The organism is Kitasatospora sp. NPDC094015 (genome assembly GCF_040304075.1).
Classification (GTDB): domain Bacteria; phylum Actinomycetota; class Actinomycetes; order Streptomycetales; family Streptomycetaceae; genus Kitasatospora.
The window spans coordinates 181925-201851 of the sequence record NZ_JBEOUL010000010.1 but is presented as its reverse complement, the minus strand read 5'-3'; the positions used below and the strand labels follow the sequence as shown (position 1 = coordinate 201851).

Annotated in this window: 22 protein-coding genes; 12 read left to right on the top strand and 10 right to left on the bottom strand. The window is 72.7% G+C overall.

Going from position 1 to position 19927, the window contains the following annotated elements:
* Window positions 1–3: 3 nt before the first annotated feature.
* From ABT014_RS15835 to ABT014_RS15820, 4 genes are all read left to right on the top strand, one after another.
* Window positions 4–240 (top strand): DUF6400 family protein, encoded by a 237-nt coding sequence (locus tag ABT014_RS15835; RefSeq protein ID WP_350639315.1) that lies wholly within the window; start codon window positions 4–6, stop codon window positions 238–240.
* On the top strand, window positions 227–487 hold the full coding sequence (locus ABT014_RS15830) for a hypothetical protein (protein ID WP_350639314.1): 261 nt from the start codon (window positions 227–229) through the stop codon (window positions 485–487). The genes ABT014_RS15835 and ABT014_RS15830 overlap by 14 nt, the downstream gene beginning before the upstream one ends.
* A gap of 158 nt (window positions 488–645) precedes the next feature.
* Window positions 646–999 carry a WhiB family transcriptional regulator gene (locus tag ABT014_RS15825; protein ID WP_350639313.1) on the top strand — a complete coding sequence of 118 codons (354 nt, stop codon included), beginning with the start codon at window positions 646–648 and terminating at the stop codon, window positions 997–999.
* A 60-nt stretch (window positions 1000–1059) separates the two neighbouring features.
* Window positions 1060–2091, top strand: a complete 1032-nt coding sequence (locus ABT014_RS15820; protein WP_350639312.1) for an endonuclease/exonuclease/phosphatase family protein — start codon at window positions 1060–1062, stop codon at window positions 2089–2091.
* Here the strand turns inward: ABT014_RS15820 and ABT014_RS15815 are convergent.
* On the bottom strand, window positions 2081–2554 hold the full coding sequence (locus tag ABT014_RS15815; protein WP_350639311.1) for an ATP-binding protein: 474 nt from the start codon (window positions 2552–2554) through the stop codon (window positions 2081–2083). The genes ABT014_RS15820 and ABT014_RS15815 overlap by 11 nt on opposite strands.
* Before the next feature lie 64 nt (window positions 2555–2618).
* Window positions 2619–3014: an STAS domain-containing protein gene (locus ABT014_RS15810; RefSeq protein WP_350639310.1), complete on the bottom strand. Its 396-nt coding sequence runs from the start codon at window positions 3012–3014 to the stop codon at window positions 2619–2621.
* Window positions 3015–3367: 353 nt separating this feature from the next.
* Here ABT014_RS15810 and ABT014_RS15805 point away from each other — a divergent pair, with 353 nt between their 5' ends.
* Together ABT014_RS15805 and ABT014_RS15800 are read left to right on the top strand one after the other, a co-directional pair.
* The gene (locus tag ABT014_RS15805) at window positions 3368–3724 is read left to right on the top strand and encodes a PRC-barrel domain-containing protein (RefSeq protein WP_350639309.1); all 357 of its coding nucleotides are present in this window, start codon (window positions 3368–3370) and stop codon (window positions 3722–3724) included.
* Window positions 3725–3926: 202 nt separating this feature from the next.
* Window positions 3927–4112 (top strand): CsbD family protein, encoded by a 186-nt coding sequence (locus tag ABT014_RS15800; RefSeq protein ID WP_350639308.1) that lies wholly within the window; start codon window positions 3927–3929, stop codon window positions 4110–4112.
* A 105-nt stretch (window positions 4113–4217) separates the two neighbouring features.
* On the opposite strand, the gene ABT014_RS15795 is transcribed toward ABT014_RS15800, so the two are convergent.
* Both ABT014_RS15795 and ABT014_RS15790 read right to left on the bottom strand, forming a co-directional pair.
* Entirely contained in the window at window positions 4218–4904 is a 687-nt protein-coding gene (locus tag ABT014_RS15795; RefSeq protein WP_350639307.1) for a response regulator, read from the bottom strand.
* Window positions 4901–6601 carry a sensor histidine kinase gene (locus ABT014_RS15790; RefSeq protein ID WP_350639306.1) on the bottom strand — a complete coding sequence of 567 codons (1701 nt, stop codon included), beginning with the start codon at window positions 6599–6601 and terminating at the stop codon, window positions 4901–4903. Before ABT014_RS15790 ends, ABT014_RS15795 begins: the two co-directional genes overlap by 4 nt.
* 279 nt (window positions 6602–6880) lie before the next feature.
* Here ABT014_RS15790 and ABT014_RS15785 point away from each other — a divergent pair, with 279 nt between their 5' ends.
* The 3 genes from ABT014_RS15785 to ABT014_RS15775 are packed head-to-tail and all read left to right on the top strand — an operon-like array spanning window position 6881 to window position 9645.
* Window positions 6881–7702, top strand: coding sequence for an ABC transporter ATP-binding protein (locus ABT014_RS15785; RefSeq protein ID WP_350639305.1), 822 nt, complete (start codon window positions 6881–6883; stop codon window positions 7700–7702).
* Window positions 7692–8555, top strand: coding sequence for an ABC transporter permease (locus tag ABT014_RS15780; protein ID WP_350639304.1), 864 nt, complete (start codon window positions 7692–7694; stop codon window positions 8553–8555). The genes ABT014_RS15785 and ABT014_RS15780 overlap by 11 nt, the downstream gene beginning before the upstream one ends.
* Before the next feature lie 28 nt (window positions 8556–8583).
* Complete coding sequence (locus ABT014_RS15775) at window positions 8584–9645, top strand: ABC transporter substrate-binding protein (protein WP_350639303.1); 1062 nt, start codon at window positions 8584–8586, stop codon at window positions 9643–9645.
* A gap of 131 nt (window positions 9646–9776) precedes the next feature.
* Here ABT014_RS15775 and ykgO read toward each other — a convergent pair whose 3' ends face one another.
* Complete coding sequence (gene ykgO, locus ABT014_RS15770) at window positions 9777–9899, bottom strand: type B 50S ribosomal protein L36 (protein ID WP_350639302.1); 123 nt, start codon at window positions 9897–9899, stop codon at window positions 9777–9779.
* A 92-nt stretch (window positions 9900–9991) separates the two neighbouring features.
* Complete coding sequence (locus tag ABT014_RS15765; protein ID WP_350639301.1) at window positions 9992–11554, bottom strand: PP2C family protein-serine/threonine phosphatase; 1563 nt, start codon at window positions 11552–11554, stop codon at window positions 9992–9994.
* A gap of 433 nt (window positions 11555–11987) precedes the next feature.
* Between ABT014_RS15765 and ABT014_RS15760 the strand changes: the two genes are divergently transcribed.
* The gene (locus tag ABT014_RS15760) at window positions 11988–15077 is read left to right on the top strand and encodes a hypothetical protein (RefSeq protein WP_350639300.1); all 3090 of its coding nucleotides are present in this window, start codon (window positions 11988–11990) and stop codon (window positions 15075–15077) included.
* Window positions 15078–15147: 70 nt separating this feature from the next.
* Window positions 15148–15519 carry a VOC family protein gene (locus ABT014_RS15755; RefSeq protein WP_350639299.1) on the top strand — a complete coding sequence of 124 codons (372 nt, stop codon included), beginning with the start codon at window positions 15148–15150 and terminating at the stop codon, window positions 15517–15519.
* Here the strand turns inward: ABT014_RS15755 and ABT014_RS15750 are convergent.
* From ABT014_RS15750 to ABT014_RS15740, 3 genes are all read right to left on the bottom strand, one after another.
* Complete coding sequence (locus ABT014_RS15750; protein WP_350639298.1) at window positions 15495–16739, bottom strand: tetratricopeptide repeat protein; 1245 nt, start codon at window positions 16737–16739, stop codon at window positions 15495–15497. The genes ABT014_RS15755 and ABT014_RS15750 overlap by 25 nt on opposite strands.
* A 35-nt stretch (window positions 16740–16774) precedes the next feature.
* Window positions 16775–17701 carry a hypothetical protein gene (locus ABT014_RS15745; protein WP_350639297.1) on the bottom strand — a complete coding sequence of 309 codons (927 nt, stop codon included), beginning with the start codon at window positions 17699–17701 and terminating at the stop codon, window positions 16775–16777.
* A 116-nt stretch (window positions 17702–17817) separates the two neighbouring features.
* Entirely contained in the window at window positions 17818–17973 is a 156-nt protein-coding gene (locus ABT014_RS15740; protein WP_350639296.1) for a hypothetical protein, read from the bottom strand.
* 243 nt (window positions 17974–18216) lie between these two features.
* Between ABT014_RS15740 and ABT014_RS15735 the strand changes: the two genes are divergently transcribed.
* Window positions 18217–19572: an NsdA family TPR-like regulatory protein gene (locus ABT014_RS15735; protein ID WP_350639295.1), complete on the top strand. Its 1356-nt coding sequence runs from the start codon at window positions 18217–18219 to the stop codon at window positions 19570–19572.
* A 22-nt stretch (window positions 19573–19594) separates the two neighbouring features.
* Here the strand turns inward: ABT014_RS15735 and ABT014_RS15730 are convergent, their stop codons facing one another.
* Window positions 19595–19888, bottom strand: a complete 294-nt coding sequence (locus ABT014_RS15730; RefSeq protein ID WP_350639294.1) for a winged helix-turn-helix domain-containing protein — start codon at window positions 19886–19888, stop codon at window positions 19595–19597.
* Between the last annotated feature and the right edge of the window lie 39 nt (window positions 19889–19927).

The window sequence follows — 19927 nt, the reverse complement described above, 5'->3', positions numbered from 1 at the left end:
CCCATGTCTTCGAACCGTGTGGCATTCGAGATCGACCTCACCGCGGAGGAGGCCCGCCGGCGCGCCGAGGTGGTGGCCGCGCTCGGCCCCGACTGGGACCCGGCGGCGGTCCTGCGCGCCGAGGACGAGGCGTACGCCCTGCTCTACTCGGGCCTCGACGCCGAGCAGCAGGCCCTGCACGACCGGCTGGTCGCCGCCGGCGTGCTGCCCGGGACGGAGGCCGGCCGTGCTGCCCATTGACCCGCAGGCGGACCTCGGCCGCCGCGCCTGGATCCCGTGCCCGGCCTGCGCGGACATCCGCGGCTGCGCGGACTGCGCCGGCGGCCGCAACTGCCACCAGCACTGGCGCTACCTGCTCGCCAACACCGGCAGCGTCCTGCACCTCCAGTGCCCCGGCTGCACCCACGTCTGGGACCACGAGACCGGCTTCGGCGCCACCCGCTCCGGCGCGAGCCGCACGGCCGCCGCGCTGCCCCGGCGGTCCTGAACCACGACGGCGGGCGCACGCGACGGACCGGACGACCGGTCCGTGCACGGATCGGCCGGAAGCGGCGGGTTTGAAACCCGTGTCCCGGGCAGGCGCAGGGCTCCGGGGCGCGCGGCAGGACGCGGCCCCCGGCCCCCGACCCGCTGGAGGTTCCACCGATGACCGACATATCCCGGCTGCCCGGTCCGTTCGAGCTCTACTGGGGATGGCAGACGGAGGCCGCCTGCCGCGGCGCCGACAGCAGCCTGTTCTTCCACCCGCCGGGAGAGCGCGGCGGTCCGCACGACGACCGGGACGAGGCCGCCAAGCAGGTCTGCGCCGGCTGCCCGGTCCGCGCCCAGTGCCTGGAGTACGCCCTGGCGGCCCGTGAACCGTACGGCGTCTGGGGCGGCCTGAGCGAGGACGAACGCCAGACCCTGCTGGGCCCGGTGCACCGCACCCGGCGCACGGGCCGGGCCGCACCCCGGCGCAACCGCAAGCGCGCGGAGGGCGTCCCCAGCGGCAGGCGGTGATCACTCCCGGCCGGCCGACCACGGCCGGGGAGCGGGGGTGGCGGGGGCGGGGGGAGCACCATGACGGCGGGTACGGAAGCGGGTACGGCACGGACCGAGCATCCGGAACCCGCCCCCGGCGGTGGGCCACGGACCGCCCGCGCCCTGCGGGTCGCCCTCCTGGTGGGCTGCCTGGCCCTGCTGACCGGCCCCGCCGCACTGATGCTGATCCGGCTCACCGGCGCGGACGAGGACTCACCCCTGGCGGTCCCGCTGGCCGCCCTGCCGTACGCGACCCCGGTGACCCTGGTCGCGATGGCCGGCCTGCTGGCACTGCGCAACCGGTGGACCGCCGCGGTGGCCGGGCTGCTGGTCCTGGTCCAACTGTGGTGGCTGGTGCCGCGCTTCGTCCCGGCCGGCACCGACGTCCCGGCCGCCGCACCACGGCTGCGGGTGGCGACCAGCAACGCGTACCTGGGCCGGGTCGATCCGGCCGCGCTGGTCCGGCTGGTGCGCGAGCAGCGGGTGGACGTGCTCGCGGTCGAAGAGCTCTCGCCCGGCGCGGCGTCGGCCCTCGACCGGGCCGGACTGGGCGAGTTGATGCCCTACCGCGCCCAGCCGGACGGCAACGACACCGTGCTCCGCTCCCGGCACCCGCTCACCCCGCTCGACCCCGGGGACCCGGCCGCGGCCCGGTCGATGGTCGGGGCCCGGGTCGAGGTGGCCGGGCGCACGGTGCGGCTGGTCGCCGTACACACCTACTACCCGCTCGGCGACGCCGCGAAGTGGGGCCGCGGCTTCGACGGCCTGCGGGCGGCGGCCGGCGCGGACACCCGCGACTCCGTGCTGCTCGGTGACTTCAACGCGACCGTGGACCACGCGCCGATGCGGTCCCTGCTGGCCACCGGCCTCACCGACACCCACGCCGAACTCGGCCGGGGCGGCTCGCCCACCTGGCCGGTGCACAACGACGACTTCCCGCTGCTCCCGCCGCTGATCCAGATCGACCACGTGCTGCACGGCGCCGCCCTGACCGCCGTGGACGTCTCCGAGCACACGCTGCCGGGCTCGGACCACCGGGCCGTGGTCGCCGAACTGGCCCTCACCGGCTGAGGCGGTCGCCGTCGACCTCGAGCCAGACGGTCTTGCCCGCCGCGCCGGGATCGGCGCCCCACCGGTCGGACAGCCGCTCCACCACGTGCAGGCCGTGGCCGCCCGGCAGTCCGGGCCGGTGCGGGGTGCGGGGGCGGGGCACGGTGGTGGTGCCGTCGACCACCTCGACCCGCAGCACGGCCGGGGTCGCCCGCAGGATCAGCTCGCGGGTGCCGCCGGCGTGCATGGCGGCGTTCGCCAGCAGTTCCGAGACCAGCAGCAGCACGTCCTCGCCGGCCGGCCCGCAGCCCGGGTCCTCGTCCGTCCAGCCGTACCAGTCGGCGAGTGCCCGGCGGGCGAACTCGCGGCCGCGCGCGACCTGCCGGTCGAGACCGAGCAGCGGCAGCCGACGGACCTGGCCGCCGGGCGGGAGGTACGGGGCCCTCGGGCCCTCGGTTGGCGGTGGCCCGCCGTTGGTGCTCATTCGGTCAGCCCCAAGGGATAGGTGGTCGAAGCGGACTGGTACGGCGCCCGGGCTCCCGGGCGGCTCAGATCAGGCCCAGGGCGTCGGCGGTGGAGGGGTGGACCGAGAAGACCTCGCCCGCCCCGGTGATCTCCATCAGCCGGGCCACCTGCGCGGACAGCGGCCCCAGCCGCAGCGCCACGCCGGCCTGCTCGGCCGCGAGCCGGGTCTGGAGCAGCAGGTTGAGCCCGGAGGAGTCGCAGAAGGTGACCCCCGCCAACTCCACCACCAGCAGCGGCGCCCCGGAGCCGATGGCCTGCTCGAGGACGGTGCGCGCCGGAGCCAGCGAGTCCAGGTCCAGCTCACCCTCCAGCCGGCACACCACGGCGCCGCCCTCGGCCTGCCGGGCGACCGCGCTGATTCCTGAGGTCGGTGGCGCCGAGTACGCGGCCGCGCCTGTCTCGTGCCATTCGCTGCCCAATGTGTTCCAGCCCTTCCGTAACGCCGGTCCGCCCGTTCCCACCGGGAACAGTTCCCCGTGGGGACGACTCTATGATCACCCGCCGGCAGCCCGGTGACCCGGGATGCACCGTACCGCCGGTCGCCGGGGGTCGGGCCGGGAATTGCCGCTCGGAAATGCGCTCGGGAGCGGGGCTCGGAACGGCGGCCGCGAACGGCGGGGGAGCGGTGCCGCCGATCCGGACGCGGGGTGGGGCGTGTGAAGCGCCCGCTCCGGGGCAGGCGCGGTGCTGCACGGCACTCGGCGCCGGGCCCCGGAAGGGGCCGGTCGGCTCCGGGCCCCGCCGGGCACCGTCGAGGGAGAGGACAGCACGGATGGGCACGCCGATCTGGAACTACCGGGAGACCGCGGGCTACTTCGAGGGCCTCGACCTGATCGGATACCACGTGGAGGCCGCCGACGGCCGGATCGGCCGGATCGACCGGCACTCCGCCGAGGTGGACGCCTCGTACCTGGTGGTCGACACCGGGAAGTGGATCTTCGGAAAGCAGGTCCTGCTGCCGGCCGGCACCATCACCCGGGTGGACACCGAGGACCGGACGGTCCAGGTGGACCGCACGAAGGACCAGATCAAGGACGCACCCGAGTTCCAGCCCGAGCAGCACACCGCCGACCCCGACTACCTCAACCGGCTCGGCGGGTACTACCTGGGCTTCCCCGGGATGCGCTGACCAGCGGTCGGCGGCGGCCGACACGCATCGAGGACCGACAACTTCGACGACGGACAGCCTCGCCGATCGACAACCTCGCCGATCGAACGGCTCGGACACCGACAGGTTCGGGGGCCGATCACCTCGGCCGCCGACCGCGTCGGACCACGAAAGCCTCGGTGACCGACGACCTCGGGAACCGACGACAGCACAGGAGGATCACATGGGCACCGCGGACAAGGCCGAGAACCTCGCCGACAAGGCCAAGGGCAAGGCCAAGGAGGCCGCCGGCCGTGCCGTCGGCAACGAGCGCCTCACGGCCGAGGGCAAGGCCGACCAGGCCAAGGGTGACGCCAAGCAGGCCGGCGAGAACGTCAAGGACGTCGCCAAGGACGCCTTCGGCCACTGAGCACCACAAGCACCTCCAGTACCACCCGTTTCACCAGCACCACCCGTTCCACCCCGGCCGGGCCGGGACCGATCCCCTCGGTCCCGGCCCGGCCTCCTGCCGCTCTCACCGCCCCGGCAGCACGTACCGGTGCTCCGGACGGCCGGTGTCGCCGTACCGCAGACTGAGCCGCAACCGACTGTCCCGCTCCAACTGCTTGAGGTAGCGCTGCGCCGTCGACCGGCTCAGCCCCGTCTCGTCCGCCACCTCCTGGGCCGACAGCGGCCGCCCGGCCCGCCGCAGCGCGCCGAGCACCAGGTCGGTGGTGGGCGCGGAGTGGCCCTTGGGCAGCGCGGCGGCCGGGGAGACGGCGCTGCGCATGGTGGCGAACAGCCGGTCCACCTCGGCCTGCCCGGCCTCCCGGGCGGCCGGCCCGGCCAGCGCGTGCCGCAGCTCGGCGTACGCCACCAGCTTCTCCCGCAGCCCGGCGAAGGCGAACGGCTTGACCAGGTACTGCAGCGCACCGTGCTGCATGGCGGCGTGCACCGTGGACACGTCGCGCGCGGCCGTCACCATCATCACGTCGCAGCCGATCCCGGCCGCCCGCATCCGGCGGACCAGCGCCAGCCCGGTCTCGTCCGGCAGGTGGTGGTCCAGCAGCAGCAGGTCGACCGGCCGGAGCTCCAGCGCCGCCAGCGCCTCGGCCGCGCTGTGCGCCCTCCCGGTGACCCGGAAGCCGGGCACCTTGGCCACGTACGCGGCGTGCACCTCGGCGACCCGGAAGTCGTCGTCCACCACCAGCACGTCGATCACAACGCCTCCAGGAGCACGGTGTCCACGCGGCGGACGGGCTCCGCCGGGCCGGCGGACCCGGCCGGGCCGCCGCAGCCCGGATGCAGCGCCTCGGGCAGCCGCACGGTGAACCGGGCACCGCCGAGCGGCCCGTCGCCGACCGTGATCCGGCCGCCGGCCCGCTCCACCACCCGCCGCACCAGGGCCAGCCCGAGCCCGCGCGGCCGGTGCGCCGGAGCGTCCTTGCTGGTCCAGCCCTCCTCGAAGACCCGCTCGCGCAGCTCGGCCGGGATGCCGGGACCGCTGTCCGCGACCTCGATCAGCAGGGCGACCCCCTCGGCCCCCTCGGCCCCCTCGGCCCGCAGGGCCAGCTCGACCACGCCGCCCACCACGCCGCCGGCCGCCCCGCCCACCACGCCGCCGGCGAGCGCGTCGAGGGCGTTGTCCACCAGGTTGCCGAGCACGGTGACCAGCGCCCGCGGGTCCACGGCGGCGTCCGGCAGGTGGCTCCCGGGGTCGATCACCAGCCGGATCCCGCGTTCCGCGGCGACCGCGGCCTTGCCCGCGAGCAGCGCCGCCACGTGCGGGTCCTGCACCTGCCCGGCGATCGCGGCGGCCACCGCCGCGTGCGAGCCGGACTGCTCCGAGATGAACTCCGCCGCCTGCTCGTGCCGGCCCAGCTCCAGCAGCCCGAGCAGCGTGTGCATCCGGTTCGCGTGCTCGTGGTCCTGCGCCCGGAGCGCCTCGGTCAGGCTCCTGGTGGTGTCCAGCTCCCGTACCAGCGACTCCAGTTCGGTGCGGTCGCGGAGGGTCACCACGGCGCCGCCGTCGGGGGTCGCCGTCCGGTTGACCACCAGGACGCGGTCGTCCCGGACCGCGGGCAGGTCGGTGCCCGCGATCCGGCCGGCCAGGATCTCGGCCAGCCGGCCCTCCGGCAGGGCCTGCCGGATCGGCCGCCCGGTGCAGTCCTCCGGCAGCGCCAGCAGCCGCACCGCCTCGTCGTTCGCCAGCCGGATCCGCCCGTCCCGGTCCAGCGCGACCATGCCCTCCCGGATGCCGTGCAACATGGCCTCCCGCTCGACCAGCAGCGCGGAGATGTCGGCGACCTCGATGTTGTGGGTCCGCCGCTTGAGGCGCCGGGCCAGGACCAGGGTGGCCACCGTCCCGGCCGCCAGGCCCGCCCCCGCGCAGAGCAGGATGCCGGTGGCCATGCCGAGCAGGCGGTGCCGGATCGAGTCGTCGCTGATCCCGACCGAGACCTCGCCGACGATCCGGCCGTCCGCCAGCCGCAGCGGCACCTTGCCCCGCGCCGTGCGGCCGAGCGTGCCCTGCTCGATCGCGGTGACGCTGTGCCCGGCGAGCGCGGGGCCCGGATCGGTGGAGACCCGCAGCCCGATCCTGGCGGGGTCGGTGTGCGAGAGCCGGATGCCGTCCAGGTCGGTGACCACCACGAAACTGGCGCCGGTGGCGAGCCGGATCTGCTCGGCGTTGCGCTGCGCGGCCGCGCTGTCCCGCGCCGCGGCGGCCCGCGCGATCACCTCGTCGGTCGCGGTGGCCTGGGCGATCGACAGCGCCCGCTGCATGGCGTCCCGGTCCAGCTCGTGGCTGACCGGCGCGAGGAACAGGCCGGCGGTCACCGCGCTGACCCCGACCGTGACCAGGGTCTGGCTGAGCAGCAGCTGCGCGAAGACCCGGCGCGGCCAGTGCGGACGTCTCATCGCTGCTCCCTTCCTGTCCTGATCGGCCGGGCTCGCATCATCACTGCTGTCGGCCTGGCGGAACCGGCTGTTCCGGCGCGCGGTCACCCTATGTTTCCGCCGTGTTTCTGTCACCGTCCCCGCTGTTGTAGCGGAAGCAAAACGAGCAGAACAGGCCTCAACGCGCGCAACCCGCAGTACGCCGACAAGGCTGCCGCGCCGCCCGCCCCCGCTCCTAACCTCCGGAGCACAGCACGGACCCCGGCGACGGCGCCGGGAGGGCAGGAGTGGGTGGTGCACATGAGCGGGCCTGGTACGACGGCCCCGGCGATCGAACTGACCGGTGCGACCAAGCGGTTCAGGACTCCCTCGGGAGCCCTGCACACCGCCGTCCGGGATCTCGATCTGACCGTGGCCCAAGGGGAGTTCGTCGCGGTGGTCGGCCCGACCGGCTGCGGCAAGTCGACCACGCTGACCCTGGTCAGCGGCCTGGAGGAGCCCACCGAGGGCGAGGTCCGGGTGCACGGCGCACCGGTCGACGGGATCAACGGGCAGGTCGGGTTCGTCTTCCAGCAGGACGCGGTCTTCCCCTGGCGCAGCGTGCTGTCCAACGTGACGGCCGGCCCCCGGTTCCGCGGCGTGCCGGCCGCCGAGGCCCGGGAGCGGGCCCGGGACTGGCTGGCCCGGGTGGGCCTGGAGGGGTTCGAGGACCGCTACCCGCACCAGCTCTCCGGCGGGATGCGCAAGCGCGTGGCGCTCGCCCAGACCTTCGTCAACGACCCGCGGATCCTGCTGATGGACGAGCCCTTCTCGGCGCTCGACGTGCAGACCAGGGCCCTGATGTCGGACCAGCTGCTGGAGCTGTGGGCCGGCACCGGCTCCTCCGTCGTCTTCGTCACCCACGACCTGGACGAGGCGATCGCGCTGGCCGACCGGGTGGTGGTGATGACCGCGGGCCCCGCCACCGTGAAGGAGGTCTTCACCGTCGACCTGCCGCGCCCGCGCACCGTCGAGGCGATCCGCCTGGAGCCCCGGTTCGTCGAGCTCTACCGGGAGATCTGGGGCTCGCTCGGCGAAGAGGTCCGGATCACCCGGGAGAGAGGAGCGGGTCGTGCCGCTTGACACCGCCGTGGCCGCGCCCGCCGCCGCCACCAGCAGCAGGACCGAGGCCCGCGAACGGGCCGCCCGCAACCGGAAGTTCGGCGTGTACGGGGCCCGCGCGGCCGTGCTCGCCGCCTTCCTCGGCCTGTGGGAGCTGGGCGCCCGCACCGAGGTGATCGACCCGTTCAACTTCTCGCAGCCGTCCCGGATCTGGGACCAGATCTGGCAGTGGACCACGCACGGCACCGCGCAGGGCTCGCTCGGCGAGCAGATCGGCTACACCCTCTACGAGGCGCTCACCGGCTGGGTGATCGGGGTGACCGCGGGCGTGCTGCTCGGGATCGCGCTCGGCCGGATCCGGTTCCTGGCGGACGTGTTCGGCCCGTACATCAAGGTGCTGAACGCCATCCCGCGGATCGTGCTCGCCCCGATCTTCCTGATCTGGTTCGGGCTCGGACCGGCCTCCAAGGTGGCCTCGGCGGTCGTCCTGGTCTTCTTCCCGGTCTTCTTCAACGCCTTCCAGGGCGCCCGCGAGGTGGACCGCAACCTGGTCGCCAACGCCCGGATCCTGGGCGCGGACAACCGCAAGGTCACCCTCCAGGTGGTCATCCCCGCCGCCACCACCTGGATCTTCACCAGCCTGCACGTCAGCTTCGGCTTCGCCCTGATCGGCGCCATCGTCGGCGAGTACATCGGCGCCACCAAGGGCCTCGGCCTGCTGGTCGCGGCCGCCCAGGGCACCTTCAACGCGGCCGGCGTGTACGCCGCGATGACCATCCTCGCGGTGGTCGCCCTGCTCACCGAGGGGCTGCTGACCCTCGCCGAGAAGCGGCTCTTCCGCTGGAAGCCGGCCGACGCCGGCGACGGCCGCTGACCACCCCCACCCCCGGAAAGGCCCACCCATGCGCAGAACCCTCGCAGCCGCCGTCGCCGCCGTGCTGCTCCTGCCCCTCGCCGGCTGCGCCGACGACGCCTCCTCGACCGCGCACGGCGGCGCCGCGCCGGCCGGGAAGACGGTCGACGGCCCCAAGGTCAAGATCATGGTCGGCGGTCTGGACAAGGTGATCTACCTGCCGGCGATGCTCACCCAGCGGCTGGGCTTCTTCGCCGAGGCCGGGGTCAACGTCGAGCTGCTGAGCGAGCCGGCCGGTGTCAACGCCACCACCGCGCTGCTCGCCGGGGACGTCCAGGGCGCGGTCGGTTTCTACGACCACACCATCGACCTCCAGGCCAAGGGCAAGATCGTCGAGTCGGTGGTGCAGTTCTCGCAGGCCCCCGGCGAGGTCGAGGTGGTGGCGGCCGGGCGGGCCGCCGCGATCCGCAGCGGCGCCGACTTCAAGGGCAAGAAGCTCGGGGTGACCAGCGTCGGGTCCTCCACCGACTTCCTGACGAAGTACCTCGCGGTCAAGAACGGCGTCCGGGTCGGCGAGTTCAGCCCGATCGCGGTCGGCGCGGGCCAGACCTTCATCGCGGCCATGGAGCAGGGCTCGATCGACGCCGGGATGACCACCGACCCGACGGTGGCGACCATCCTGTCCCGGCAGATCGGTGCGGTGCTCTACGACATGCGCACCCCCGAGGGCTCCCGCAGCGCGCTCGGCGGGCTCTACCCGTCGTCCTCGCTGTACATGAACACCGACTGGGTGGAGAAGAACAAGGACACCACCCAGAAGCTGGCCAACGCCTTCGTGAAGACCCTCAAGTGGATGGCGAGCCACTCGCCCGCGGAGATCGCCGCCCAGATGCCGGCCGACTACGCACAGGGCGGCGCCGAGGAGTACGCGGCGGCGATCAAGGCCACGCTGCCGATGTTCACCACCGACGGAGTGATGCCGGCGGAGGGGCCGAAGACGGTGCTGGCCGTGCTCGGCGCCTTCCACCCGGACGTCCAGGGCAAGGAGGGCACCATCGACCTGGCGAAGACCTACACCACGGAGTTCGTCACGAAGGCCGCCACCGGCTGACTACGGCGCCACCGGCCGACCCGGGCCGCCACCGGCCCACCCCGGCCGACCGCAGCACCGCGACCGACCGCAGCACCGCGGCCCGGCACCCCCGCATCAGCGGGAGTGCCGGGCCGTACCCGTGCCGCGCTCTAGCCCTGACGGGCCTTGAACCGCGGATCCTTGCGGTTGATCACGTACACCTTGCCGTGCCGGCGCACCACCTGGGCGCCCGGCTTGCCCTTGAGCGAGCGCAGCGACTTGCGGACCTTCATGGCAGTCCCGCCTTCCGTCGGTCGACCCCCTGATGGGCATGACAACCATCCCGGACAGCGCGCCATTCCCACCCGCCCCGGCGGGCGACCGGTCACGGCGCGGCCGGCGTGGGGGTCAGCGTGGCGGCCAGGATCGTCATGTCGTCGCGGCCCCAGTCCGTCCCGTGCTGCTCGGCCGCGAGGTACAGCGTGCGCACCGCGGCCCGCGGGTCGGCGGCGGGCAGGTCCCGGAGCAGGTCCGCCACCGCGTCGCCGCCGAACTCCTCGGCGCTCGGGTTCCGGGCCTCGGTGAGGCCGTCGGTGGCCAGCAGCACCAGGTCGCCCGGCTCGAAGGCGGTCCGGTGCACCACCCACGGGCGCTCCGTGCCGCTGGTCAGCGAGCTGACCAGCGGGCCGGTGGTGGCGAGCCGTTCGACGGTGCCGTCCGCGCGCCGCAGGAACGGTGCCTCGTGCCCGGCGTTCAGCCAGCTCAGCGTCCCCGCCGCCGGGTCGACCAGCACGATCGCCAGGGTGGCGAACCGCTCCTCCTCCTGGGACAGCGCGGACCAGGCCGCGTGCGTGGCCGCCTCGGCGCCGTGCCCGAGTCGGAGCGCGGCGACCGCCGCGGACTTGACCTGCGCGGCGACCAGGCCCGCTTCCACGCCGTGGCCCGACACGTCCCCCTGGAGCAGCGCGGTGGTGCCGTCGGCCAGCGCCAGGGTGTCGAAGAAGTCGCCCGCCACCACGCCCTCGGCCGCCACCAGGTCGCCGTGGGCGTGCACCCCGGGCCCGGGCCGCTCCAGACCGGTCAGGATGCGCAGCAGCCCGAGTGAGGTGGAGCCGTCGCGCTGCAGCGCCTCCCGGTCCCGCCGGGAGGCCCACCGGTACTCCTTGAGCTGCAGCCGGATCCGCTCGGCCTCCTCCGAGGCCCCGGACAGCCAGCCCCGGTCCGGCGGCGCCGTGCCCGGCTCCAGCACGCCGCCGGCGGCCCGCCGCAGGCCCCCTTCCAGCTCGGACAGCGGTGCGACGACCCGCCGCAGGACCAGCACCGTCAGGGCGACCAGCAGCGCGAGCAGGACGGCCGCGCACACCCCGAGCAGCAGGAACATCGATTCGCGCGCATGGGTGGCCGCCTGCTGGGCGGCGTCGTGCCGCTGGTCCAGGCGGTCGCCGAAGGCCTCGGCAGCGGTGACGACCTGGCCCGGTCCGGCCTCGGCGGAGGCCGCCAGGACGGCCCCCGAGCCCTGGCCGGCCGCGCCGGTCGGTCCGTTCGGGGCCGCGGCCGGGTCGGCCGCGGCCAGCCACCGCGCGTACTGCTGGTCCAGCTCGGCGAGCGGGCCGCCGAGCGCCGGTACGTGCTGCGCGGCGCGGCCCAGTTCCGCCAGTGGTCCGGCGGCGGCGCGCACCTGCTGGTCCCACTGCTCGGTGAAGGTGCTCTGCGCGGTGAGCAGGGCGCCGCGCCGGGCCGAGTCCTGCGCGTGCACGGCGATGACCAGCTCCTGCAGGGCGTCGTCGGCCGGCTCGAGGGCGCCGGTGAGCTGCCCGACGGCCGCGGTGCTCTGCCCGCGCATCCCGGCGGCGCCGAGACTGGTCCCGGCCACCAGCAGGGTGGCGAGCCCGAGGCAGGTCCACAGCGCCGCCCGCGGGGAGAGCCGGTGCGGGCGCTGCGGTGTCATGGCGGTCACTGGCTCGGGTCCCATCCGCGCGTGGTGGCGCGCTTCCTCGGTCGGGTGTGGTGCGGCGCCCGCGGGAACATCACCGCGGCGGCCCCCCGGCACCCCTTCCAGCGTGCGCCGCGCGGCGGCCGACCGGCAGAGGGCGAAGGTCCTCTTCCGGTGGAAATCCGGAATCGGCGGCCGACCCATCCGGTGGTCCGAAAAGATGCTGGTCCCGCATATTCAGCTCGACACCTCGTCGGAGTGAATATCTGCCGCCGGCCGTCATTCCTTTGCCACACTGTTCGTCGCGGCCGTCCTGCGGACACCCCTTCGCAGGGCTGTTCGCTGTCGAACGACATGCGTATAGCCGTGCCGTACCCGCGCGGGAATTCCGTGCGACCGATTTCCCACCGATTCTCCCCGGACGCGATCCGCGACGAGAGGGACTCCTATGCAGCGAACCGCGAAGCGGCTGCGGAGCGCGGCGGCCATGGTGGTCGTCGTGCTCCTGCTGGCGCTCGCGCCGGCCATGGCACGCGCCGCCGGCACCCGGCCGTTCTCCGTCACCATCACCCACGTCGAATGCGTCGACCCCTGCGACGAGGAGGGCCTGGAGGGGGTCTTCGAGGGGCACCCCGACTTCTTCGCCAAGGTCTTCATCAATGGCGTGGAGCACCGCACCCCCACGATCGACAACAATTCCGGTATCGACCCGTTCTGGGTGGTCTCCACCGAGCTGCCGAGCACGGTGGAGAACGTGCCGGTCACCATCCAGATCTGGGACGAGGACGACGCCCCCGGCGGTGACGACCTCGGCGACGACACCCCGCACCACGGCGACAACAACCTCGACTTCACCGTCTCGTACCTCGACGGCAAGTGGCGCGACCCGGCCGCCGCGCCGACGGACAACGTGAACTGGCCGCAGTCCTGCTCGAGCGGTGACGGCGGCGACGAACCCGCGGTCCGCGTGTGCTGGGACGTCAGCACCATCTCGGCCGGCGGCGACGCGGACGGCGACGGCCTGCTCGACGGCTGGGAGCGCAACGGGTACGACGACAACGGCGATGGCACGATCGACGTCGACCTGTCGGCGATGGGTGCCGATCCGGACCACAAGGACCTGTTCCTCGAACTCGACGCCGAGCGCGGCCGTACCTTGACGCGCGAGGGCATCCAGGCGATGAAGAAGGCCTTCGCGGCCGCGCCGCCCGGCGCCGGGGCGTCGGCGGGCGAGCGCGGCGGGGTGGCCGCACCGCTCAACCCCGACGGCGTTCCGGGGATCAACCTGCACGTCGACACCGGCCGACGGGTGGACCCGACGGCGAGCGAGGGCGCGCCGACGGGCAGTTGCTCGGACGGCAAGGACAACGCCGTCCCACCGGACGGCCTGATCGACGGCAACGACCCGTCCTGCATCGGACGGCTGACCAACTACCTCGATGCGAGCGTCGAGAATCCGGGCCCGTCGAACTGCGGGGACAACCTGGACAACGACGGCGACGGCCTCGCCGACGACCGCGACCCGGACTGTCTGGTGGGCGACGACCTGGGCGGCGGCGACATCTTCAACCTGCCCGTGATGGCGTGCACGCTCGACGTGAACTTCTACAACGCCAAGGCGCAGCACTTCAACCAGAACCGGCGCTGGATCTTCCGCTACGGCATCCTGGCCGCCCAGCCGGCCGCCCCGACCTGCCACCCCAAGCTGATCTCCGGCGGCTGGGGCGAGATCGGCGGCAACGACTTCGTCGTCTTCAACCAGGACGCCGGCACGATCTTCCACGAGTTCGGCCACACCCTGAACCTCCAGCACGGTGGATCCGACCCGACCAACTGCAAGCCCAACTACGTCAGCGGCATGAACTACGACCACCAGTCCGGAATCCCGCGGGTGGGCGGCGGCACCGTCCTCGACTACTCGCCGCCCCGGATCAAGGTCGACGGGACGAGCCGCGGGCACGCCCCGCTCGCCGACCTGGTCGAGAACGGCCTGACCGAGCCGACCGTGCTGGACGCCTCCGACCAGGCCAACCGCTTCACCTACGTCAACAGCCTCGGAGCGAAGGTCACCCAGAGCCTCGCGGCCCCGGCCAACTGGAACGGTGACGCCGACCCGCCGTACGAGGGGGCGGCGTTCACCGCGAACATCGACACCAGGGGAGCCGGCGGCGGCCCGGTCGGCTGTGCCAACGCCACCAGCAACGAGACCTTGCACGGGTTCGACGACTGGCGCGCGGTCTCGCTGCCGTTCCGGCAGTTCGGCGACTCCGGCGGCGGAGGGATCGGCACGGAGACCACGCCGAGCCCGACCACCGCCGAGATGATCGCCCTGTCCGACGAGGTCAACACCGCCGATCTCGGGGTCACGCTGACCGACGGCCCCGACCCGGTCGCGGCGGGCACCGACATCACGTACACGGCAGTGGTCACCAACAAGGGGCCGAACCCCTCGGCCGCCACCACGCTGACCGACACCCTGCCGGCGCTGCTCGCCTTCGTCGGCGCCGACCCGGCCTGCCACGCCTCCGGCTCGACCGTCACCTGCGGTCTCGGTGACCTGGGGCCCGGTGCGGCACGGACGGTCACCATCACCGCGCACGTGCCGGCCGGCCTGGTGCACGACGCGGGCGGCCCGCTCACCCTGACCGACCGGGCGGTGGTGGACAACCTGGCCGGCCCGGACCCGCAGCCGGCCGACGACACCGCCACCACCGACACCCGGGTGGTCGCCGTCGCCGACCTGGCGGTCACCGACCTCACCGCGCAGGCGCCGCCGACCCAGTTGGTGATCGGCCGGACGGTCGACGTCACCCTGCGCAGCACGGTCGCCAACAGCGGGCCGTCCTCCCCGATGGACGCCCGGCTGGTCACCGCGGCGGCGCCGGACCCGGGCGCCACGGTCGTCCCGGCCACCGCCGAGCAGGCCGTCCCCGCCCTCGCGGTCGGGGCCCCGAGGACGGTCGACACCACGGTCACCGTGGGCTGCGCCGAACCGGGTTCGCACACCTATCGGTTCACCGCCTCGGTCACCCCGGCCCGGCCCGACGACACCGACCCGGTCGAGCCGAACAACCACCGGCCGGTGGAGTTCACCCTGGACTGCGTCGTCCCCGTCATGATCAACATCGAACCGCCGACGGTCGCCCCGAGCCTGGTGCTCGTGCCGCACAGCGAGGTCACGCTCGCGGTGCTCACCACCCGCGCCGGCGAGTACGGCCTGCCGATCGCCTTCGACGCGACCACCGTCCTGCCACCGACCGCCCGCTTCGGCGCCCGCGCGGTGGTGCACGACGGGACGGGCGGCAGCACCGAGCCGCACGCCCAGGGACACCCGATGGACGTGGTGGAACGTACCGAGCACCCGGCCCAGGCGGTCAAGGACGGTGATCTCGACCTGGTCCTGCACTTCGACACCGAGCGGTCCGGCCTCCGGCCGGGCGACACCGAGGCCTGCGTGAAGGGCGAGTACACCGACCGCGCCAGCGGCCGCACCTTCCGCTTCCTCGGCTGCGACGCCGTGCGGGTGGTGCGTTTCTGACCGGCCGCGGGGGTGCGCCGGGCCGCCCGGCGCACCCCCGGACCGCCCTGCCGTGCGGCAGAATCGGCCCATGCTGAAGATCGGAACGATCGTGCTCGGCGCCGAGGACGTCCCCCGGGCCGCCGCCTTCTGGGGCGCGGCCCTCGGGTACGTGCCGCGGGACGCCGGCGGCCCGGCGCAGGACTGGACGGTGCTGGCGCCGGCCGACGGCCACGGCCCTGGGCTGGCGCTCGGCCGCAGCACCTCACCGGTGCAGGAACACCCGAGGGTCCACCGGCAGGGAGGGGAAAGACTCTCGCCGCAGGTAGAGCCGTTTGCGCGGAGCGTCACAGAGCAAGAGAACCACAAAGGCCCCGCCCTGTTCTCCCTCATGGGAACAGGGCGGGGCTTTCTGCATTTGCGAAGAGCCTCCCGTACTCAGCGCGGAGCCGCCGGGAGGTGAGCGGCCGAACGCTTGGCCACATCACGCGCACGGAAGCCGAAGCTGATCAAGGTCACGCGTTCTCCGGCGCCGAGGGGCGTCCTGCCGTGCGGTGTGATCGCCCCATCGAACACGACGCATTCGCCCGCTGTGAGATCGCACGCACGGTAGCCGTCGGCGCCGATGAAAACGGTGGTGCTCACGGTCGGAGCCGCAGCGGAACGCTCGTGATTGAGACACAGGATCAGGTTGGCCTCGCCGAACCCGAACTCGTCCACGTGGAAGTCGAGGAACTGCCCCGCCTCCAGATAGGCGATGTAGATGCCGTTGCGCGGCTGCTCAACTTCCAGACCGGTGGACTCCGTGACGACTGCGGCGAGATCGACTTGGCCGGCGAACCGGTTCGCAGCATCGCCCACGGCTGCGTTCCACTTGCCGTTGTGAAGGTAGCCGTTGGCAGTCAGGGCCTCCTCGGCCTCCTGTGCCATCGCGGTGATCAGCTCAGCCGGGAACGGCTGGTCGCGCAGGTGTCGCGGGTGGACTCGCTGATGCGCGGTCAGCCCACGGACGGCGCCCCGGATGGCGGGGAAGTCCTCTGCCCATCGGTCCGGGCTGCGGGCCGTGGTGTGGGATTGGAGCCACGAGGTCCACTGGCCGTTCCACTGGCGAGACGCAGGGTCGTCCGCTCCCGGCGCGGTGGCGCAGGCGATCAGCAGTTCCACCCGCGAGAGTGCTGCCTGTGTGGACTCGATCAGCTCGGTGTCGCCCTTGGCGATCCGCAGCCGCAGCGCTTCCCGGAGGTGAGCCTCTGCACCCGCGAGGTCACCGCGCTCCATCAGGTACTTACCGGTGTGCTGGAGCGCGAAGTCCACCAGTTCCGGGTGGTGGCTCCGCGCGGCCCCCAGGGCGCTGCGGTAGAGCACGTCCGCTGCCCGCATGTCACCGGCGTAGCGATGGGCGTCGCCGAGGTTGAGGCTGGTGGCGACGATCGCTCGGGTGTTGCCGCTCGCTGCGGCCAAGTCGAGCGACTGCCGCAGGAACGTAAGGGCCTCCTGGTGGTGGCCCAAGCACATCTGTCCGACGCCGATCCACCTGGACAGGGTCCGGGTGCGGGCGGGGTCGGTCCCCTTGGGCAAAGCCCTTAGATCGTCCTGGAGTTGGCCGACCGCCGTGGTCAATTTGCCCCGGTCGGTCGGGATCATCCGCAGGCCGGCGTCTTGTGTGATGAGGTGCTGGAGCACCGGACCCTCCTCGTTCGGTTCTGCTCAGAGTGGTACTACAGGCGGTCGGTCTGCTGGCGCAGGTCGGCCAGCAGCTCCACCCCGTGCGGGGTGAAGTTCTCGCTCAGGAGTTCGAGTTCGCGCATGAGATAGCGGACGGCGGGCAGGCCCTCGTCATAAGCGGCCTGGAAGCACGCGCGCTCGTTGGCGGTCAGGTCGTCGCGGTCCAGCTCGGTACGGCGGAACCTCAACAACTGGTTGTAGACACAAGCCGCGTGGAAGGCCCGGTCCACCTCCCAGTACTGGTTGCGCGCGATGCCCTGCCCCGCTCGCCACCTGATCTCGATCTTCGGGGACTCCTTGGACGAGTACCCATCGGCGAAGACCTGGTGCTGAAGGATGTGGAAGCTGATCGACTGGTGCGTTCCCTCGTGCAGCAGGTTCTCTGCCAGGAAGCGGGGAGACGGCTCCGGGCTGACCGTGTTCGGGGGGATGTGGTGCCGGGCCTTGTCGGAGAACACCACGACGTACGGGAGCGCCGGGTCACTGGAACTGGTCAGCGAAGAATCGCGGACACCGGGCCTGAGCCCGACCCACAGCAGGCCACGGACGAATTCGCGCACGCGGGCGAATCCCTCGGGGTGGACCAACGACAGCCGGTCCAACGCCTCGGAGAGTGCCTCGCGGCGGTCGTCGGTGTGCTCGGCGATCTCGTAGTTCGTCAGATTGATCTCGTTGGCGATCTCGCCGGGAAGCGCGGCGTCGAACCAGTCGACGGACACACCGGCCACGGTCACGTGCTCGCTGCGCAGGGTACGGGCGTGCTGCGCGTAGGGGGTGCCGGACTTGATGAGGCGTTCCATCAAGGCGAACGGCAGGGCGCTCTCGGCGCCCTCCTCACGCAGGCGGAGAAGTTCCGGGTCCTTCCGGCTGAGGTCGAAGAACGAGCCTGCCGGGACGCTGGTGGCGATGGTGGTGTTCACTGCGGACTCTCCTTGCTTGGGGCTGTGAGGCGGTGCCGTGCGGCGGGCCGGCCCAGGTGGTCATCCGGGCCGACCCGCCATGCCGTCAACTACACGGCATCGGTTGGGAATTGCTGTCAGACCTCGGTGGCCACGGGCGTGAAGTCGCCGTCCGGGACCGAGTGGTCCAGCCGCCGCGTCAGGGACTCGACGCCCACCGGCACGAAGTCGCCGTCCGGCACCGAGTGGTCCAGGCGCCGCGTCAGGTTGCTGACCTGGGTGCTGTCGGACATGGTTGTGCTCCCTCCATGGGTACTGCTGCGGATTGGTACTCCTCCCCGAGCCGGGGAGGAGTCTGTGGACCGCTGGCGGGTGCTCCGCGTGGGTTGCGGCCAGGTGTTGCCCTTGCCGCGTCAGCCGGGCGGGAGCCCCCGGCCTGTCGGTGCAATCAGTGAACAGTCAGTTACGCTCCGCCGGTACGGTGGGAGCACACCGATCCCGTTCAACCCGTTCAAGATCGGAACTGGGGGCAACAGTTGACGGACACCAAGGCACCGAACGAGGCGCTGGCCCGTGCCATCGCGGAGGCCGGATGCACCTACCAGGCGCTGGCGACGACAGTGCGCGCGGTTGCTTCCGAGGCCGGGGAGCACCTGGCAACGGCACCCTCGGCCGTCGCTCACTGGGTGGCCGGCGGAGCCCCCACCGGGCGCACCCCGTTGTACCTTGCCGAGGCACTCACCCGGAGGATGCGTCGCAAGGTGACCGTGGCGGAGATCGGATTAGGGTCGGAAGCGATCGGGGAGGTTATGAGTGCCGACCCGCTGGCCACCGCCGCCGACCTCGGGAGAGCCGTGATGCAGTCCCGCCGTGACTTCCTCGCCAGTGCGTTCGCCACCGCTGCCGTAGCACTGCCGCTGACCTACGATCACCAAGCGGTCGCCGCCACCTTGCGAGCGGGAAGGACCGGCGGCCGGGTGGGCGTCGGCGAGGTGGCCACCGTCCGGCACATCACCGGCGTGTTCACCGCCGCTGACGAGCGTCTTGGTGGTGGGCACGGACTGAGCGCGGTGATCACCTACCTGACCGACACGGTGGTGCCGATGCTCCAGGCCGTGTACCCCTCCGAGGCGATTCGCCGGGATGCCTACGGCGTGGCGGCCGAACTGTCGTACCTCGCCGCATGGAAGTACCACGACCTGGGCCGAGAGGGCGCCGCACAGCGGTACTACCTCCTCGGCTACCAACTCGCGTGCGAGAGCGATCCGACAGGACACGGGGCCTGGATGATGCGCGCTCTCGCCCATCAGGCTCTCAACCTCAAGCAGCCGGAGTTCTGCGTCGAACTGGCGGAGGAGTCCCTACGGCGAGCGCGCGGGAAGGTGGACCCGCAGACCGAGGCCCTGTTGCTGATCACGAGCGCCAGGGCGTACGGAGCCGTGGGGAGCGGGCAGGAGGCTGCGGCGGCGCTTCTCGCAGCCGAGGACGCCATGCTCGACACCGCGACACCGCCCGCGTCTTTCACGGCGGCTACCGGGCCGGTGGCGGCAACCGTCGCCTCCCACACCGCCAAGACGCTGGCCGAGCTGAACGACCATCAGGCGGCCGAGCGCCACCATCGAGCCGCCCTCGCCGGCCGTGACCCCGAGGCGTTCCGGCGCATTCACGCCCTGACGCTCGGGAATCTGGCCCGGTCCGTCGCTGCCCAGCGGCGCCACGACGAAGCTGTGGGGATCTGGGGCCAGTCGCTGGATTTCATGGACGGAGTCGTCTCGGACCGGCACAAGAAGGACCTTTACAAAGTCCGTACCACAATGGCGAGTTGGGCCCGTCGCGGAATCCCCGGCGCCTCAGACCTGGGGCAGCGCGCCGCCGAACTCGTCCGAGCCTGACCCGCACCCACTCGACTCCGCCCTACTGGTCAAGTCCGGTGGGCGGGGCCTGCTGGCCTCCGGTGGTCTGGCCGGTGCGGTCCGCAACGAACGTGCCGCGCTGCGGAACGGTCCGGACCCACCCTTCGGAGCGCAGGTGCTCGACCGCATGGCGGGCCGTGTTCCGGGCAACGCCGTATGCCTGGATCAACGTGCTCTCGGATGGCACTCGGGCCCCGACTCGCAGTTCCCCGGACTGAATGGCCCGGATGATGTCCGCCGCAATCTGCTGATACGGGTGCGCCTCGGCGTCCGGGTCGATCGGGGTTACGTCCATACCCAAAAGCGTAGGGCGACCCAAACGACCTCGCGCGTT

What these genes read in the sequence shown, in the direction of transcription:
- ABT014_RS15785 (WP_350639305.1), top strand. Translation starts at nt 6,881, where the DNA reads ATGAGCGGGCCTGGTACGACGGCCCCGGCGATCGAACTGACCGGTGCG.
- ABT014_RS15740 (WP_350639296.1), bottom strand. Translation starts at nt 17,973, where the DNA reads ATGTCCGACAGCACCCAGGTCAGCAACCTGACGCGGCGCCTGGACCAC.
- ABT014_RS15815 (WP_350639311.1), bottom strand. Translation starts at nt 2,554, where the DNA reads ATGAGCACCAACGGCGGGCCACCGCCAACCGAGGGCCCGAGGGCCCCG.
- ABT014_RS15820 (WP_350639312.1), top strand. Translation starts at nt 1,060, where the DNA reads ATGACGGCGGGTACGGAAGCGGGTACGGCACGGACCGAGCATCCGGAA.
- ABT014_RS15730 (WP_350639294.1), bottom strand. Translation starts at nt 19,888, where the DNA reads ATGGACGTAACCCCGATCGACCCGGACGCCGAGGCGCACCCGTATCAG.
- ABT014_RS15765 (WP_350639301.1), bottom strand. Translation starts at nt 11,554, where the DNA reads ATGACACCGCAGCGCCCGCACCGGCTCTCCCCGCGGGCGGCGCTGTGG.
- ykgO (WP_350639302.1), bottom strand. Translation starts at nt 9,899, where the DNA reads ATGAAGGTCCGCAAGTCGCTGCGCTCGCTCAAGGGCAAGCCGGGCGCC.
- ABT014_RS15805 (WP_350639309.1), top strand. Translation starts at nt 3,368, where the DNA reads ATGGGCACGCCGATCTGGAACTACCGGGAGACCGCGGGCTACTTCGAG.
- ABT014_RS15835 (WP_350639315.1), top strand. Translation starts at nt 4, where the DNA reads ATGTCTTCGAACCGTGTGGCATTCGAGATCGACCTCACCGCGGAGGAG.
- ABT014_RS15790 (WP_350639306.1), bottom strand. Translation starts at nt 6,601, where the DNA reads ATGAGACGTCCGCACTGGCCGCGCCGGGTCTTCGCGCAGCTGCTGCTC.
- ABT014_RS15800 (WP_350639308.1), top strand. Translation starts at nt 3,927, where the DNA reads ATGGGCACCGCGGACAAGGCCGAGAACCTCGCCGACAAGGCCAAGGGC.
- ABT014_RS15825 (WP_350639313.1), top strand. Translation starts at nt 646, where the DNA reads ATGACCGACATATCCCGGCTGCCCGGTCCGTTCGAGCTCTACTGGGGA.
- ABT014_RS15755 (WP_350639299.1), top strand. Translation starts at nt 15,148, where the DNA reads ATGCTGAAGATCGGAACGATCGTGCTCGGCGCCGAGGACGTCCCCCGG.
- ABT014_RS15760 (WP_350639300.1), top strand. Translation starts at nt 11,988, where the DNA reads ATGCAGCGAACCGCGAAGCGGCTGCGGAGCGCGGCGGCCATGGTGGTC.
- ABT014_RS15775 (WP_350639303.1), top strand. Translation starts at nt 8,584, where the DNA reads ATGCGCAGAACCCTCGCAGCCGCCGTCGCCGCCGTGCTGCTCCTGCCC.